Raw genomic sequence first — 16,718 nt, forward strand, 5'->3', positions numbered from 1 at the left:
TTTGATGCTACTTGAGTTGAATGTTGATGCAAAAACGCCCTCACATCTGGCAGGCGGCACTTCGTGCGGTCTTGGACGCTTCGCGTGTTTTCCGATCTAGAGGACTGGTTCAAGGCTGCATGTGCGCAGGGCCACGGTCTGGTCGAGAATCCGCGCGGCCATCAGGCGTTTGCTGCTCTCGGGCAGGGGGACCGAGACGGTAGGGGTAAGGAAGATGCCCGCGTTGGAGTCCGAATCGAAGCCCAGGCCGGGCAGGGAGACGTCGTTGATGACGATGGCGTCGGCCCCTTTGCGCAGCAGCTTGGCGCGACCATTCTGTTCGGGCGAGTCGGTCTCGGCGGCAAAGGCTACGACGAGGGTGTTGGCGCTGCGCCCCGCGACCACACGGGCGATGATGTCCTCGGTTGGCTCGAGTTCCAAGGTGAGCGGCCCGTTACGGCGAATCTTCGATCCGGCAACCTCGGCGACGCGGAAGTCGGCCACGGCGGCGGCCCCAATGATGATGGTGGTGGCGGGCAGGTGGTCCAGAACAGCGTGCATCATCTGGCGGGCGGTCTCGACGCGGACGACCGTACAGCCAGCCGGTGCCGCCAGCGTCGAGGCGGTGACCAGGGTGACGGCGGCCCCACGGGCGGCGGCCTCCTCGGCCAGGGCGTGGCCCATCTTGCCGCTGGAGCGGTTGCCGAGGAAGCGCACCGGGTCGATAGGCTCGCGGGTGCCCCCAGCGGTGATCAGAATGTGCTCATTCGTAAGGTCTTTTGTCTTGAGAAGCCTTTGCAGAACTGCCTCGGCGATTACCTCGGGATCGGCGAGACGGCCTCCGCCGGTCATTCCGCAGGCCAGGTAGCCGGAGCCCGTCGGGACGATCTGGACGCCGCGCGACTCGAGCGTGCGCAGGTTGGCCTGGGTGGCCGGGTGGTTCCACATATTGACGTTCATCGCGGGCGCGAGCAGGATCGGCGCGGTCGTGGCCAGCGCGAGCGTAGTCAGGAAGTCGTCGGCCAGCCCGTGGGCCAGCCGGGCGATGGTGTTGGCCGTGGCCGGAGCGATGACAAGGGCGTCGATCTGCTGAGCGACAGCGATGTGCTCGATGCTGAACGGCCCGGCTTCGCCGGAGGTCGCCTCTGCCGAGGGCTTCCAGAGTGAGGTGAAGACCTGATGGCCGGTGAGCGCGGCGAAGGTGAGGGGCCGGATGAACTCCTCGGCGGAGCGGGTCATGGCCACCTGCACGTCTACTCCGCGATTTTGCAGGGCGCGGACCAGTTCGGCGGCCTTGTAAGCGGCTACTCCGCCTGCGACTCCCACGAGGACGTTCATGCGGAGACCTCCTGCGCGGTTGTTTGGACAGCAATAGGCTGCATGGGAGGAAGAACCATATTGTCGATGAGGCGCGTGTTGCCGAGGTACGCAGCTACCGCGACGAGGGCTCCGCGCTTGAGATTGGCGATAGGCTCCAGCGTGTCGGGATCGACGATCTCGGCGTACTCGAAGCGCAGGCCGGGGGAGCTACGGATGGCGGAGGTCAGGTTGGCGACGAGGGTCGGGACCTCATGGATGCCCTCGGAGACGGCGGTAGAGATGAGGGCCAGGGCGCGGGAGAGCGCGAGCGCCTGGGTGCGCTGCTCGGTAGTCAGGTAGCGGTTGCGGGAGCTGAGAGCCAGCCCGTCGGGGTCGCGCACCGTGGGGCAGACCATTACGTGAAGGGGGAAGTTGAGGTCGCGGACCATGGCCCGAATGGTAGCCACCTGGGCGGCATCCTTCTGGCCGAAGTAGGCGAAGTCGGGCGAGACGATGTGGAAGAGCTTGGCCACGACGGAGGCGACGGCGCGCAGGTGGCCGGGGCGGAAGTGCCCGTCGAGCCGCTCGCTGATGCCGGGCACCTCGACGAAGGTGCGGTTAGGATCGGCGGGGCCGTGGGGGTACATCTCCTCGGGCTGGGGCGCGAAGAGGAGATCGACTCCGGCCTGCTCGAAGAGCTGGCAGTCGCGCTCGAAGGTGCGGGGGTAGCGGCTGAAGTCCTCGTTGGGGCCGAATTGGGTGGGGTTCACGAAGAGCGAGGCGACGACGCGGCCGCACTGACTGCGGGCGGCGCGGACGAGCGAGAGGTGGCCCTCGTGCAGGGCTCCCATGGTGGGAACGAGGCCGAGCGTGCCGGAGCCTGAGGCGATGGCCTGGCGCAGGCTGGCGATGGTGGTGTGGATCTGCATTGGTTACTTTCCTGCTGGGATGGGCGGATGCTCGAACTCGGCGCGGACGCCGGACGAGAGGTGATAGCTCTCGGAGTCGCTGGGGAAGGTGCGCGCGGCGACGGCCTCGCGGAAGTGCCGAAGCCCGCTGCGTACCAGGTCGCCCGCGCTGCCGAAGCTGCGGACGAACTTGGCGCGGTGGAGGAAGGTCAGCTCGAAGATATCGTGGAAGACGAGAATCTGTCCGTCGCACTCCGGCCCCGCGCCGATGCCGATGGTGGGGATGCTGGCCGCGGCGGTGATGCGCGCGGCGACCTCGCGAGGAACGCCTTCGAGCACCAGCGCGACGGCTCCCGCGCCTTCGAGGGCGGCGGCGTCTTCGAGCAGCCGGTCGATGGCCGCGACGGTCTTGCCCTGCACCTTGTAGCCGCCCATCAGGTTGAGCGACTGCGGCGTAAGGCCGATGTGGCCAACGACGGGAATCTTGGCTAGGGTTAGCTGCTCGACCAGCGCGGCGCGCTCGGCACCGCCTTCGATCTTGACCGCCTCGGCTCCGGCTTCCTTGACGAAGCGGAGTGCGTTGCGCAGCGCGTCTTCGCTGCCGCAGTGGTAGCTGCCGTAGGGCATGTCCACGACGAGAAAGGAGTTACGACAACCCCGGCGCACGGCCTTGGCGTGATGTAGCATCTCGTCAACGGTGAGGGGTAGGGTGGAGTCGTAGCCGAGAACGGCCATGGCCACCGAGTCGCCGACCAGGATCATGTCGATTCCAGACTCGTCTATCAGGCGCGCGGTCGGGTAGTCGTACGCGGTAAGGGCCGTGATGGGCTGGCGAAGTCGCTTCTTGTCGGCCAGAAGCTGAGGGGTAACTTTGCGCGAAACACCACGCTCGACGTTATCTGCGAGTTGAGTAAGGCTCATAGTCATCTCCAGTGCTGCTCTGCCAGAGTGTTGCGACAGATGCCGCCCGAACTTGGCTAGTATACGCCCCGCCCGAAGGTCTTGTCCGGGACAGCCGGATCGCCGGAGGCTGACAGATAATGGAAAGTACCCTGTTATGAGCCTGATGTGCCTTTTGTTATTGACGATTTAGTAAAGGTTACCGTACACGTTGCACGAATGTTGTATTTCCATTTTGCCGCGGAAGTAGAGAGTAGATAACGTGAGCTTTTTCCTCGGTACAGAGAAGGTCCGAACTCGGGTCGTGCGCCTGGTCGTAGTGCTTCTGAGCACGTTTCTGCTCTTTCAGTTCGTCAGCCTCTATCTGGGCTGGCAGAAGCAGATCGTGGTCGGCATCGTCAGCATCCTGCTGGCGATGATCCTGAACCGCTTCAAGGGATCGCGCGTGGTGACCATCGCACTGATGCTCATCTCGCTGGCCGCGACGCTGCGCTACGGGTGGTGGCGGGTGTACACCATCATCCAGTACTTCGGCGACGAGGCCAACCCCCGCTTCACCATCGACGCGGTGTTGATGCTGGTGCTGATCTCGGCCGAGGCGTACACGGTCCTCATCATGGTGCTGGGCTTCATGCAGACCAGCGCGCCGCTGCGGCGCAAGCCCATGCCGCTGCCCGAGGACGAGGCCGAGTGGCCGCATGTGGACGTGCTGATTCCGACCTACAACGAGCCGCTCTCGCTGGTGCGGTACACGGCGCTGGCGGCGAACAATATCGACTATCCGCCGGAGAAGCTGCACGTCTATATCCTCGACGACGGCACGCGCGAGGGCTTCCGGCGCTTCGCCGAAGAGGCCGGGGTCGGCTATATTGTGCGCGCCGAGCACAACCACGCCAAGGCCGGAAACATCAATCACGCGCTGACCACGATGAACTCGCCGCTGGTGGCCATCTTCGACTGCGACCACGTACCCACGCGCAGCTTCCTGCAAGTGACGGTGGGCTGGTTCCTGGCGGAGAAGAAGCTGGCGATGTTGCAGACGCCGCACTACTTTTACTCGCCCGATCCGTTCGAGCGCAACCTGCTGCAATATAAGTCGATCCCCAACGAGGGCGAGCTTTTTTACGGCATCATCCAGGACGGCAACGATCTGTGGAACGCCACGTTCTTTTGCGGCTCGTGCGCGGTCATCCGGCGCGAGGCCCTGAACGAGGTAGGCGGAATTGCCACCGAAACTGTTACAGAAGACGCGCACACCTCGTTGCGGATGCAGAAGAAGGGCTGGAACACGGCCTACATCAACCTGCCGCAGGCTGCGGGTCTGGCCACCGAGACGCTTGCGGCGCACGTAGGCCAGCGCGTGCGCTGGGCGCGCGGCATGATCCAGATTCTGCGTACCGACAACCCTATGCTGGCTTCGGGGATGAAGCTCACGCAGCGGCTCTGCTACTTCAACGCCATGCTGCACTTCATGTACGCGGTGCCGCGGCTCATCTTTCTCTGCGCTCCGCTGATCTACATGCTGCTGGGGCGGACAGTTATTCCGGGGTACTGGGTGGCGATTCTGGCGTACGCGATGCCGCACCTGGTCATCTCGAGCCTGACCAACTCTCGGGTACAGGGCAGGCATCGCCACTCGTTCTGGAACGAGATCTACGAGACCGTGCTTGCGCCTTACATCCTGCTGCCGACGCTGCTCGCGCTCATCAACCCGAAGCTGGGCAAGTTCAACGTGACGGACAAGGGCAGCACTCTGGCGGAGACGACCTTCGACCGCCACATCGCGGCTCCCACCACGTGGCTGTTGCTCCTGAACTTTCTGGGAGTGTGCGCGGTGCCTTACCGTCTGCTGGTCACCGATCCGACGCACCCGGGCACGGTCCTCAGCAACCTGGCCTGGATACTGTTCAACATGGTGATTCTGGGAGTGGCCGCCGCGTGCGCCAACGAGCAGCAGCAGCGTCGCAGCTCGGTGCGGATTCCGGCGCAGCTCTCGGTGCGTCTGCGCCTGCCGCAGGGCGAGCTGATCTACGGCATGACGGAAGATATGTCCGTGGGTGGTGCGTCGCTCCGGTGCGGCAACGCCTACGAGTTTGAGCTGGGGCAGTCGTTGCAGCTTGCCTTCCCGGCACAGACCGGCAACGCGGAGATTGGGGCGACGGTGGTGGGGATTCGCGAGGGTGCGGTGCGGCTGCAGTTCAACACGCCGACGATCGAGGAAGAAGAGACGCTGACCTGTGCCCTGTACTCACGCGCCAACTCGTGGATCAAGCTGCGCGATGACGTCGAGGTGGATCGTCCGATGGTCAGCCTGGCGCGCGTGGTTCGTATCTCCTTCGCGGGCTTCAACCAGGTACTCCGCGGCCTGCTGCCGCGTAAGAAGAAGGCCGCCGCCGCTGCGGTAACGGTGACCTTGCTGGCGCTTGCCATGCTGCCGGGGCGGGCTCATGCGCAGATTCCGGGCGCGCAGAGCTCCGGGGCTGCGGAGCAGCAGCCTGCTGCCGATACCGCTCCGGTAGCTATGCCGTCTGCGGTCTCCTCGCCAGTTGCCTCCGCGACGAAGCGGCAGCAGATCACATTGCTCACACCGCCGGCCACTACGGTGACGAGCGGCCAGGCGAACGACAGCATCACGTTGAAGGATATGGGAGTGCATAACTCGGTCGAGATGCGCGGCCCGCACTCGTACTACTCGGTCAAGTTCACGCTGGGTCATACGCGGCTTCCGCGGCGCGCGACGCTCGACCTGACCTATCACTTCAGCTCGGAGCTGCCGCCGCACACCGGCACCATCAAGGTGACTCTGAACGGCTCGCCCATCGCCGAGATCGCCGCACCGGACCAGCCGCAGCAGTATGCCGAGTACGGCTTCGTGGCGCTGCCGATCCCGGCCGAGCTGCTGATCCGCGACAACGACATTACGTTCGAGTTCACGGGCGGCACAGTGTCGCAGTCGGGCAAGGCGACAAGCTCGATAGTGCTGGCGAACATCGGAGCCAGCTCCACACTGCTGATCGCGGGCGACCGCGTGCCGTTCCAGAAAGACCTGGGACTGCTGCCGCTACCGCTCTTCGACACCGATCTCCAGACCACGACGACGATCCCGTTTGTCTTCCTTTCGCCGCCGACGCCGCAGGCTCTGCAAGCGGCGGGGATTGTGGCCTCGTGGCTGGGCACCCTGGCCAGCTCGAAGCCGCCGCACTTTTCAGTTGCGATCGGCGCGATTCCTCCGGGCAACGTGATCGTCTTCTCGAACCAGCCCAGCCGTCTGCCGGATGGGTTACGGATTCCCGCGGGTGGCCCGTCGCTGAATATCAAGTCCAACCCCTCCGACCCGGATGGAGCGGCGCTGATCCTGTCGGGCGACAACGACGAACAGTTGATGCATGCGGCGCTCGCGCTCGCGCTGATGAAGGTCTCGCATCCGATGGCCGGTACGGCCGCGCCGATGTTGGGCGAGAGCGTGCGGATCGGCGACTTTGCGATGCCGGAGCCGCGTCAGCCGGACGACGCTCCGCGCTGGCTGTCGACCGATCAACTGACGCCGCTGTGGCAGCTCAGCTCGCAGGAGGCCTTGCAGGCGGACGGAACCAAACCGCTGCCGGTCTACCTGCGCGTGCCGCCGGACCTTTACTACGGCGAGAAGCAGAACCTGAAGCTGGCTCTGACCTATCGCTATAACCCGCTGCCTCTGGGTATGGGCTCCGCGCTGCGTGTGTTTGCCAACGGCTCGATGATTAACGAGACGGCGCTGCCGTCGGGGAACCAGTTCGCGGATCATCATCGGACGGTGATGATGCCGGTGCCGCAGATGCGCCCGTTCGGCAATACGCTGCTGTTCAGCTTCGACTTCATTCCCGCCAACCCGAATATCGACCGGCAGAGCGGGCCGGGGGCGCTCTCGGGCGCGATCCTGCATGACTCCTATCTCGATATACGCGGGCTGACGCACTGGGCGACGATGCCGAACCTGGAGCTGTTTGCCAATGCGGGTTTTCCGTTTACGCGCCGCGCCGACTTGGCCGACACGGTGATCGTGCTGCCGTCCACGCCGACGCCGAACGAGATCACTCTGCTGCTCTACCTGATGAGCCACTGCGGCACCCAGACGGGCTATCCCGCTCTGCGGCTCTCGGTGGCCGGCCCGGACGTGGTAATGCGCGGCGACCGCGACTACCTGATGCTAGGCAGCGTCTCCGACCAGCCGGTCTTCTCGTCGCTGGATGCGTTGCTGCCGGTTACCTTCGATGCCAGCGGACTGCATGTGAAGGGGCCGAGCGGGCTGACGGAGCTGCTGCGCGCGTACTGGCAGCGGATGAACGGCGAAGCTTCACCCGAGGAGCAGATCTCGGACACCTCCGATGGGCTACCCGACCTGCTGATGGAGGGGCTGGAGTCGCCGTTCTTCTCGGGCCGCTCGATCGTGATGCTGGAGCTGCGCAACGACGAGGCGCTGAACGGGTTTGCCGATATCTTTCTGGAGCGTTCGCAGTCCAGCGATATCTCGCACACGGTGAGCCTGCTGCGCAACGGCAGGTTTACCTCGTACGAACTGGGCTCGCGGGTGTACCACGTGGGCAATATCGCGCCGTACGCGATGCTGCGGCTGTGGATGGCGGAGCACTTCTGGCTGCTGATGGTGATGGTGATGGCACTGAGCCTGGTGCTGGCCGCGTACGCACGCGATTACCTCGCGTTGCTGGCAGCCGATCGGCTGAGGGTCGAACCGAAGTAAGTGATCGGATTAAATAACAAATTTTGTCACAAATTATCTTGTAACATTTTTCGCTACAAATAGAATCCGAAAATCCGAATAGCGCATGGGGAGTCTATTGCTGCTGCCTCTGGGGTAGGTCCGGGCTTTAGCCCCGAGGTATGCTTTCTATCCCCATCCACAAAGCTCCACTCTTGGAAAAGCAACAACCTTGTCCTGCCGGACGAGCCTCCTGCTCGGAGTGCGGGCGTTCACACGCCTTTTTACTGCTTCGCGTGCTGGTCCGAAACTAAAATCCTGCTGCCGACCAACGGAAGGCCCTCAGAAGAGAACTCACCCATACCGCCCCGAGAACGGTGCGAAGTACCCATTTATAGTGAGGGCAGGCTTATGAGATATAACCTGCTTCAACCTGGCGGTCCGCGCGTTTCAGTGATCGGCTTCGGAGCTTCGGCCCTGGGCAACGTCTTCGGCGATATCCCCTTGAGCGAGGGTGAGCGAGCGGTCCATCTGGCCATCGACGAGGGCATCAACTTCTTCGACACCTCTCCCTACTACGGCCTGACCCTGAGCGAGCAGCGCCTGGGCGCGGCGCTCGAGGGTCGGCGCGACCGCGTGGTACTGGCCACCAAGTGCGGACGCTACGGCGCCAGCGCCTTCAACTTCTCGGCCAAGGCAATCACGCAGGGCTTCGAGGAGTCGCTGCGTCGCCTGCGCACGGACTACGTCGATCTGCTGCAGGTGCACGACTGCGAGTTCGGCACGGTGGAGCAGATCGTGGAAGAGACGCTGCCCGCACTCGAGGAGTTGCGCACAGCGGGGAAGGCGCGGCTGATCGGTATCACGGGCTACCAGTTGGAGAACCTGCGGACGATCGCGCGGCAGGCAAGCGAGCGCGGCATTCGGCTGGACAGTGTGCTGAGTTACTGCCGCTACAACCTGGCCAACACCACGATGGAGCGTGAGCTGCGGCCGTTCGCGCAGGCGGAGGGGCTTGGCCTCATCAATGCGTCGCCGCTGCACATGGGGCTGCTGACGCAAGCGGGCGCTCCTGCGTGGCATCCGGCGACGCCCGAGGCGCGGGCCGTCTGTGTCCGAGCGGCGGAATTCTGCACAGCGCAGGGCGTGGCCATCGAGACGTTGGCGCTGCGTTTCTGCCTCGACTACTCGCATGTGGCCACCACGCTGGTCGGGATGGGAACGCCTGAGATTGTGCGGGCGAACCTGCGAGTGCTCGAGGGCGAGGAGCATACCCAACTGGCGCACGAAGTCATGGAGATGCTGCGCGCGGGCGGTGCGGAGACCTTGTGGCCGAGTGGCCTGAAGCAGAACTGGGACCCAGGCACGCCGGTTCCCGAGGCATAGCAGCGGTTTGGAGCTACGGGGCGATAGTAGTGGGCCGAGGTTACGAATTCCTTTGACCTCTCTATCGCCGTTTGTTATAGCTCTCATCTATGACCTCTAACTTTGCTTGCTCCACTCCGATCCGGAGGTGGGCCTTCGTCCCTCCGATCGAGAGCGCCCGTCGCGTCATCCTTGCCGGTCTCCTTGGTGCCACTCTGGCGAGCACCGCGCTGGCCCAGTCTGCCGCCAAGCCCGCCGCGCCGCAGAAGAACGACGAGGAGTACACGCGGCTGATCCACGAGTACCTCTCGGACCCTCGGTTCACGACGGAGCTGGTCGATCACTTGCCCGCGTCGGCGACGATCCCCACGCCATTGAAGTTCTTCGGCAAGATGCCGGGGCAGCCGGGCGAACTGTACTACTCCGAGGAGATCAACAAGTACTACGAGGCGCTGGCCAAGGCCGCGCCGGGGCGGGCGAAGTTCTGGACGCTGGGCAAGAGCGAAGAGGGGCGCGACATGGTCGTGCTCGCCATCGGCAGCGAGGATGCGATCAAGAACCTCGATAAATACAAGGCCGACCTGGGCGCGCTGACCGATCCGCGCAAGACCAGCGAGGCCGAGGCCCAGAAGATCATCCACACCTCGAAGCCGCTCTACTGGATCACCAGCGGCATCCACTCGCCCGAGACCGGCGGCCCGCAGATGCTCACCGAGCTGGCCTACCGGCTGCTGGTCGAGGACACGCCGCTCATCAAGAACATCCGCGAGCACACCATCGTCTTCATCACGCCGGTCGTCGAGACCGACGGCCGCGACAAGCAGGTGGACACCTACTACTACGGCAAGAAGACCGGCAAGCCGCGTCCTCCGCTGATGTACTGGGGCAAGTACGTGGCCCACGACAACAACCGCGACGGCATGGGTCAGGGCCTCGCGCTGACGCAGCACATCACCGACGGCGTACTCACCTGGCACCCGACCATCCTGCACGACCTGCACGAGGCCCAGAGCTACCTTTACGTCTCGACCGGCACCGGCCCCTACAATCCTTCGCTCGACCCCATCGCGCCCGACGAGTGGTGGCTGCTGGCCGAGACCGAGGTGATGGAGATGGCCAAGCGCAACGTGCCCGGCGTCTTCACCTATGGCTTCTACGACGGCTGGGTGCCGAACTACCTCTTCTGGATCGCCGAGACGCATAACTCCTTCGGCCGCTTCTACGAGGTGCAGTCGTACGGACCTGACGTGCAGGAGAAGTTGCAACTGCCCGCGACCACGACGAGCCGCGAGTGGTACCGCACCAACCCGCCGCTGCCCACCATCAAGTGGGGGCCGCGCAACAACACCAACATTCAGGAGTCGGCGATCCTCTTCGCGCTGGACAAGGTCTCGACCGATCACTCGCTCTATCTCGAGAACTACTGGCTGAAGAACAAGCGTTCGGTGGACAAGGGCAAGGACGGCCCGGTCTACGGCTGGGTGATCCCCGCCGCACAGGCCCGCCGCAGCAACGCGGCCGACATGGTCAACGACCTGCGCCGCCAGGGAGTCGAGTTCAACATCGCTACGTCGGCTGGGCAGTTCGGCTCGACGGCGGTGGCTCCGGGCGACTATGTCATCCGCGCCGATCAGCCCTTCCGCACGCTGGTCGATATGTACTTCAGCCTGCAAAATTACCCGGTGACCAACCCGCTGCCCTACGACGACACCGGCTGGACGATGCCGCTGATGCGCAATATCGTGGTGCATCCCATCACGGACAAGACCGTGCTCTCGGCCACGATGAAGCCGCTGACGGAGGACGTCGTACTGCCGGGTACGGTCAACGGCACTGGCTCCACGCTGGTGGTCGACGCCAACACCGACAACGTGCTGGTGACCTTCCGCTTCTCGAACCCGTCGGTGCCGATGCAGGCGGCTGAGGACAACTTCGACCTTGACGGACATCATCTGCACGCGGGCGCGTTCATCGTTCCCGACGGCGCGAACAACGCGGCGATCAAGGCGTCGATCCAGAAGCTTGGCCTGATCGCCTACGCTACGTCGTCAGCTCCCGCGGTCAAGACGCATCCGCTCACCGTGCCCCGCATCGGCTACGTCCACTCGTGGCAGCGCACGCAGGACGAGGGTTGGGTACGCTTGGCGCTCGACCGCTACGGCGTCCCGTTCACCTACTTCTCCGACCAGAAGCTGCGCGAGGGCCATCTGCGCGAGAAGTACGACGTCATCGTCTTCCCGAGCATCGGCGGCTCGTCCATCTCGCAGGTCAACGGCATCCCCAAGACCGGTCCCGATCCGATCCCCTACAAGAAGTCGGAGCTGACGCCGAACCTCGGCGCGGAGGACTCGAGCGACGACATCCGCGGCGGCATGGGCGTGGACGGCCTGAATGAGCTGGCTAAGTTCGTCCGTGAGGGCGGAACTCTGCTGACTGAAGGCTCGACCACGACCATCCTGCCCGACTACGGCATCACCGCCGGCGTTCATGTGGAGCATCCTACGCATCTCTACACCAAGGGCTCGATCATGCGCGGCATGATCGTCGATCACAAGAGCCCCATCGTCTACGGCTACACGGGCAACGACCTGCCGGTCTACTTCAGTGCGGAGCCGGTGCTGGTAGCCGGTGCCGCCGCTGCCGGTGGCGGACGCCAGACTAGCTCGGTGGTGCCCGGCGTGGCCTACGACATCACGCCGAACGCCAACCCGGTGAAGCTCTCGCCCTTCGTGGTCGAGGGTGACGATACTCCGCCCACGCCGCCGCCCACTGCCGCGCAGATCTCCGAGGCAGAGGGGATGCGGCAGATGATGCGTCAGTTCGGCTTCGTCGACGATGCGACCCCGCCGCGCGTGGTGATGCAGTTCCCGGAGAAGAGCTCAGACATCCTGCTTTCGGGCGCACTCTCCGGTGGCGAGGCTCTGAGCAAGCGCGCTCTGGCGCTTGATGTGCCGCTCGGCCAGGGGCACGTGGTGATGTTCGCGCTGCGTCCCTTCTGGCGTTGGCAGACACAGGGCACCTACATGCTCGGCTTCAACACGCTGCTGAACTGGGATCATCTCGACGCAGGCAAGGACGCGGCCAAGCCCGCGCCGCGCAACCGTGGCTCACGCGGAGAAGATGCCGCTGGTGGAAGCAACTAAGCATTGCGTCATCGCAGGATGAGGGGTAGTGATTGCCAGTCGGTTAGGGCGGCTGGCAATCACTACCCCTTCGTTTTCTCTTGTATCTACGGCTTGATAGTAGAGAAGTTTTTTTCGAAATCGTCATAAAGCCTGCGTCTCTGCAACAGATCTCTACGTCTTCGCTAACAGTCCCGTAAACCAATGCAGCCAGCCCAGGCGTCTCTTCGTCTGGCTTTCAGGAGATTCTTAGTGCCAAGGTTCCATACCTCTGCCCTTCGTCTTGCCAGCACCCTCTGTACGGTGGCGCTGGCTTTGCTGCCTGTCGCGCACGCCCAGAAGCCGCGCACCATCACTTCTCCGCAGCAGCAGTTCGGCCACGAGATCGGCGCCGACTACCAGCTCGTCAACTACACGCAGGAGACCGAGTACCTGCAAAAGCTGGCGAAGGAGTCCGACCGCATGAAGCTGGTCGACATCGGCCTGACCGCTGAGGGACGCCACCAGTACATGGCCATCATGAGCGCGCCCGAGAACATGGCGAAGCTCGAGCACTACCGCGAGATCTCCGAGAAGCTGGCCCGCGCGAAGGACCTGACCGACGAGCAGGCCAAGGCCCTGGCCGAAGAGGGCAAGGCAATCGTCTGGATCGACGGCGGACTCCACGCCTCCGAGACCGTGGGCGCGCAGCAGCTCGTTGAGACTATTTACGAGCTGAACAGCAAGACCGACCCCGAGACGATGCGCTTCCTGCACGACGACATCGTGCTCTGCACCTTCGCCAACCCCGACGGCATGGAGCTGGTTTCCGACTGGTACATGCGCAACCCCGATCCCACCAAGCGCGCGATGGCTGGGGTGCCGCGCCTGTGGCAGAAGTACATCGGCCACGACGACAACCGCGACTTCTACATGAGCAATATGCCGGAGACGACCAACGTCAACCGCATCCTCTCGCGCGTCTGGTATCCGCAGATCGTCTACAACCACCACCAGGCTGGCCCGGCGGGCACGGTCATTTTCATGCCGCCCTTCCGCGACCCCAACAGCTACCACTACGATCCGCTGCTCGTCCTCGGCATCGAGGCCGTAGGCACGGCGATGCACGAGCGCCTGGTCGAAGAGAAGAAGCCCGGCTCCATCTCGCGCACGGGCACCTCGTACTCCACCTGGTACAACGGCGGCCTGCGCACCATCTCTTACTTCCACAACCAGATCGGCCTGCTGACCGAGATCATTGGCGACCCCACGCCGCAGCCTCTGCCGCTGGTGCCCGCGCAGCAGCTCCCACGCAACGACCTTGTCTACCCCATCAAGCCGCAGATGTGGCACTACGCGCAGTCCATCGCGTACGAGCAGACCAACAACCGCGCGGTGATGGACTACGCCTCGCGCGAGCGCACGCACGTTCTCTACAACATCTACCTGATGGCGAAGAACTCGGTCGACGCAGGCAGTACCGACTCGTGGACAGTGACGCCGAAGCGGGTCGAGGCGCTCGAAGCCGCAGCCGAGAAGGCGGGCGTGCACGTAAGCCACGGCGGTCCGCTCGATCCCGGAGCCGAGAACGGCGGTGTTCGCGGCGGCGGCGTTCCGGCCGACCTCTACAACACCGTGCTGCACGATCCCGCCATGCGCGATCCGCGTGGCTACATCATCAGCGCCGATCAGCCCGACTTCCCCACGGCCACCAAGTACATCAACACGCTGATGAAGACCGGCATCGAGGTCGAGCAGGCCACCGCAGCCTTCGACGTAGCGGGCAAGCACTACCCCGCCGGATCGTATGTCGTGCTTACCGCGCAGGCCTTCCGCCCGGAGATCCTCGACCAGTTCGAGCCGCAGGATCACCCCAACGACTTCCCCTATCCGGGCGGTCCCCCGAACCGTCCCTACGACACCACCGGCTGGACGCTCGCTTACCAGATGGGCGTCAAGTTCGACCGCGTGCTCGACCCCTTCACCGGCCCCTTTGAGCTCATCAAGACCGACTTGGCGAAGCCCTTGCCGGGCACCATCGCCGGAGTCAGCGGCACTCCGGCGGGCTACCTCGTCAGCCACGAGTACAACGACGCCTACACGCTCACCAACCGCCTGCTCAAGGCCGGGCAGCCGGTCTACTGGCTGAAGTCCGCCACCTCAGCCGGTGGCAAACAACTGCCTCCGGGCGCTCTGTGGCTGCCCTACTCGGCTGACACCGCCAAGCTGCTCGATACAGCAGTGAAGACGCTCGGCATCAACGCCTTCGCGGTCGCGCAGGCCCCCACGGGCGAGGCCATCCAGGTCCATCCCATCCGCGTCGGCCTGGTCGATCAGTACGGCGGCTCGATGCCCTCGGGCTGGATCCGCTGGCTCTTCGAGCAGTTCGAGTTCCCCTTCACGGTCGTCTATCCGCAGACGCTCGACGCGGGCAACCTGCACGATAAGTTCGACGTGCTGGTCTTCGCGGATGGCTCCATCCACGCGGGCGGAGGCCGTGGCGGACGCGGCTTCGGCCAGCTTGCGCCGGAGGATGTCCCGGCCGAGTTCCGTCCCTGGCTGGGCAACATCACGCCGGAGAAGACGATCCCTCAGCTTGAGGCCTTCGTCAAGGATGGCGGCTCGCTGTTGGCTATCGGAGGCTCCACGTCGATCGCTTCGTTCCTGAAGCTGCCGCTGAAGGACGCTCCCACCGAGATCGTCAAGGGCAAGGAAGAGGCGGTTCCGCCGGAGCGCTTCTACATTCCCGGCTCGCTCTTGAAGGCCCGCGTCAACTCGGCCGATCCGCTTGCTTACGGCGTTCCGGCCAAGGTCGTCTTCGACTTCGATCACAGCCCGTCGTTCCAGCTCTCGCCCGATGCCCAGATCAAGGGGCTGCGGACGGTGGCGTGGTATGACGACGAGAACCTGCTGGCCAGCGGCTGGGCCTGGGGATCGAAGTACATCAACCACAGCACGGCCATTGCCGAGGCTCCGGTAGGGAAGGGCAAGGTGGTGCTCTACGGGCCTGAGGTTACCTTCCGTGGCCAGCCGCACTCGACCTTCAAGTTCCTCTTCAACGGGGTGCTGGATGGCGCGGGCACGGAGGTTACGCTGAAGTAGAAGAGCGACATAGCAACGCAAGAAGGGCCGGGGAAAATCCCGGCCCTTCTTATTTTGAGAGAACGTTGTTGCTTATTTTCTTGGTTGTCATTCAGGAGCGAAGCGGAGGAATCTGCTTCTGCTCTTGCCGTTGCTTTTGTTATTGCCTCTGGGGTAGGTCGGGGCTTTAGCCCCGAGATTAAAACCCTTGACAGATGCGGGCTTTAGCCCCCGAGGTATACTTTTTCCCCGAACCCAAAACTCTAAAAGTCCTCACCAAACCCAACCTCACCCTGCACAGCGCTCTGATACGCAGACACGCGGCGCTCGAAGAAGTTGGTAAGCTCCTGCACATCCTGAAGCTCCATGAAGGAGAAGGGATTCTTCGCATTGAACACCGGAGCAATCCCAAGCCGCTGCAACCGCGAGTCAGCCACATAGCCCAGGTACTGCCTCATATCGCGCAGCGAAAGCCCGGCCACACCACCGGCGAGCAGGTCTTCAGCAAACTGAGCCTCGGCATCGACAGCCTCATGCAGCATGGTGACGATGTCCTTCTCCAGCTCAGCATCCCAAAGATCTGGCTCCTGCGCACGAACCACGTTGACAACCTCGAACGCAAACTCCAGGTGGCAGCTCTCATCGCGGAAGACCCAGTTGGTGCCCGCAGCCAGCCCATGCAACAGACCCTTCGAGCGGAAGAAGTAAACATAAGCGAACGCGGCAAAGAAGAAGAGGCCCTCGATGCAGGCAGCAAAGCAGATCAGGTTGAGCAGGAACTGGCGGCGATGCTCGCGGGTTTCGAGCGCCTCAAGCTGCTGGATAGAGTCCATCCACTTCATGCAGAAGTCGGCCTTCTTGGAGATAGAGGGGATGTTCTCGACCGCGGCAAACGCGGCGGCGCGCTCATCGGGGTCGGGCACGTAGTTGTCGAGCAGCGTCAGGTAGAACTGCACATGCACGGCCTCTTCAAAGAGCTGCCGCGAGAGATACAGCCGCGCCTCGGGCGAGTTGATGTGCTTGTACAGGTTGAGCACCAGGTTGTTCGAGACGATCGAATCTCCCGTAGCGAAGAAGGCCACCAGCCGCTGAATAACATGCACCTCGGCGGGCGTAATGCGCTGCTTCAGATCGGTAAGGTCGGTCTGGAAGTCCACCTCTTCTACGGTCCATGTGTTCTTGATGCCGTCGCGGAACATGTCGTAGAAGACGGGGAATCGCATGGGCCGCAGCGTGAGGCAGAGGCCGGGGTCGAGGATGTGGTCGGGCGCGGCGACGGAGTTATGCGAGCTATGGGCGACGGGGGCAGTAGCTTCGGACATGGAGTGGTCCTTTCGGGGTGACTTCAGGTGGCGTTAGACGCGCCAAGAAAAGCGCCCTTCACTGATACAG

8 protein-coding genes are annotated in these 16,718 nt (G+C 63.7%); 4 read left to right on the forward strand and 4 right to left on the reverse strand.

Annotation, left to right across the window (positions count from 1 at the left end; translation table 11 throughout):
- Nucleotides 1-96: 96 nt before the first annotated feature.
- Genes coaBC through panB form a run of 3 tightly spaced genes read right to left on the reverse strand, consistent with a single transcriptional unit; the run spans nt 97 to nt 3,107 of the window.
- On the reverse strand, nt 97-1,317 hold the full coding sequence (gene coaBC / locus FTO74_RS03585) for a bifunctional phosphopantothenoylcysteine decarboxylase/phosphopantothenate--cysteine ligase CoaBC (RefSeq protein ID WP_162536908.1): 1,221 nt from the start codon (nt 1,315-1,317) through the stop codon (nt 97-99).
- On the reverse strand, nt 1,314-2,207 hold the full coding sequence (gene panC, locus FTO74_RS03590) for a pantoate--beta-alanine ligase (RefSeq protein ID WP_162536909.1): 894 nt from the start codon (nt 2,205-2,207) through the stop codon (nt 1,314-1,316). The genes coaBC and panC overlap by 4 nt, the downstream gene beginning before the upstream one ends.
- Nucleotides 2,208-2,210: 3 nt before the next feature.
- Complete coding sequence (gene panB / locus FTO74_RS03595; RefSeq protein WP_162536910.1) at nt 2,211-3,107, reverse strand: 3-methyl-2-oxobutanoate hydroxymethyltransferase; 897 nt, start codon at nt 3,105-3,107, stop codon at nt 2,211-2,213.
- A 283-nt stretch (nt 3,108-3,390) separates the two neighbouring features.
- On the opposite strand from panB, the gene bcsA reads away from it, so the two are divergent.
- From bcsA to FTO74_RS03615, 4 genes are all read left to right on the forward strand, one after another.
- On the forward strand, nt 3,391-7,821 hold the full coding sequence (gene bcsA / locus FTO74_RS03600; RefSeq protein ID WP_255462483.1) for a UDP-forming cellulose synthase catalytic subunit: 4,431 nt from the start codon (nt 3,391-3,393) through the stop codon (nt 7,819-7,821).
- 369 nt (nt 7,822-8,190) lie between these two features.
- Nucleotides 8,191-9,165, forward strand: coding sequence for an aldo/keto reductase (locus tag FTO74_RS03605; protein WP_162536912.1), 975 nt, complete (start codon nt 8,191-8,193; stop codon nt 9,163-9,165).
- Between the two features lie 89 nt (nt 9,166-9,254).
- Entirely contained in the window at nt 9,255-12,287 is a 3,033-nt protein-coding gene (locus FTO74_RS03610; RefSeq protein WP_255462484.1) for a M14 family zinc carboxypeptidase, read from the forward strand.
- Nucleotides 12,288-12,518: 231 nt separating this feature from the next.
- On the forward strand, nt 12,519-15,347 hold the full coding sequence (locus FTO74_RS03615) for a M14 family metallopeptidase (protein WP_255462485.1): 2,829 nt from the start codon (nt 12,519-12,521) through the stop codon (nt 15,345-15,347).
- A gap of 242 nt (nt 15,348-15,589) precedes the next feature.
- On the opposite strand, the gene FTO74_RS03620 is transcribed toward FTO74_RS03615, so the two are convergent.
- Nucleotides 15,590-16,648 carry a ribonucleotide-diphosphate reductase subunit beta gene (locus FTO74_RS03620; protein ID WP_220399064.1) on the reverse strand — a complete coding sequence of 353 codons (1,059 nt, stop codon included), beginning with the start codon at nt 16,646-16,648 and terminating at the stop codon, nt 15,590-15,592.
- Between the last annotated feature and the right edge of the window lie 70 nt (nt 16,649-16,718).

Origin of the sequence: Granulicella sp. WH15 (assembly GCF_009914315.1) — a bacterium.
In the GTDB taxonomy this organism is placed as follows: domain Bacteria; phylum Acidobacteriota; class Terriglobia; order Terriglobales; family Acidobacteriaceae; genus Edaphobacter.

Bases quoted from the DNA above. Each gene is read 5' to 3' on its own strand.
- panC (WP_162536909.1), bottom strand. From the start codon at position 2,207: ATGCAGATCCACACCACCATCGCCAGCCTGCGCCAGGCCATCGCCTCA.
- FTO74_RS03620 (WP_220399064.1), bottom strand. From the start codon at position 16,648: ATGTCCGAAGCTACTGCCCCCGTCGCCCATAGCTCGCATAACTCCGTC.
- coaBC (WP_162536908.1), bottom strand. From the start codon at position 1,317: ATGAACGTCCTCGTGGGAGTCGCAGGCGGAGTAGCCGCTTACAAGGCC.
- FTO74_RS03610 (WP_255462484.1), top strand. From the start codon at position 9,255: ATGACCTCTAACTTTGCTTGCTCCACTCCGATCCGGAGGTGGGCCTTC.
- panB (WP_162536910.1), bottom strand. From the start codon at position 3,107: ATGAGCCTTACTCAACTCGCAGATAACGTCGAGCGTGGTGTTTCGCGC.
- FTO74_RS03605 (WP_162536912.1), top strand. From the start codon at position 8,191: ATGAGATATAACCTGCTTCAACCTGGCGGTCCGCGCGTTTCAGTGATC.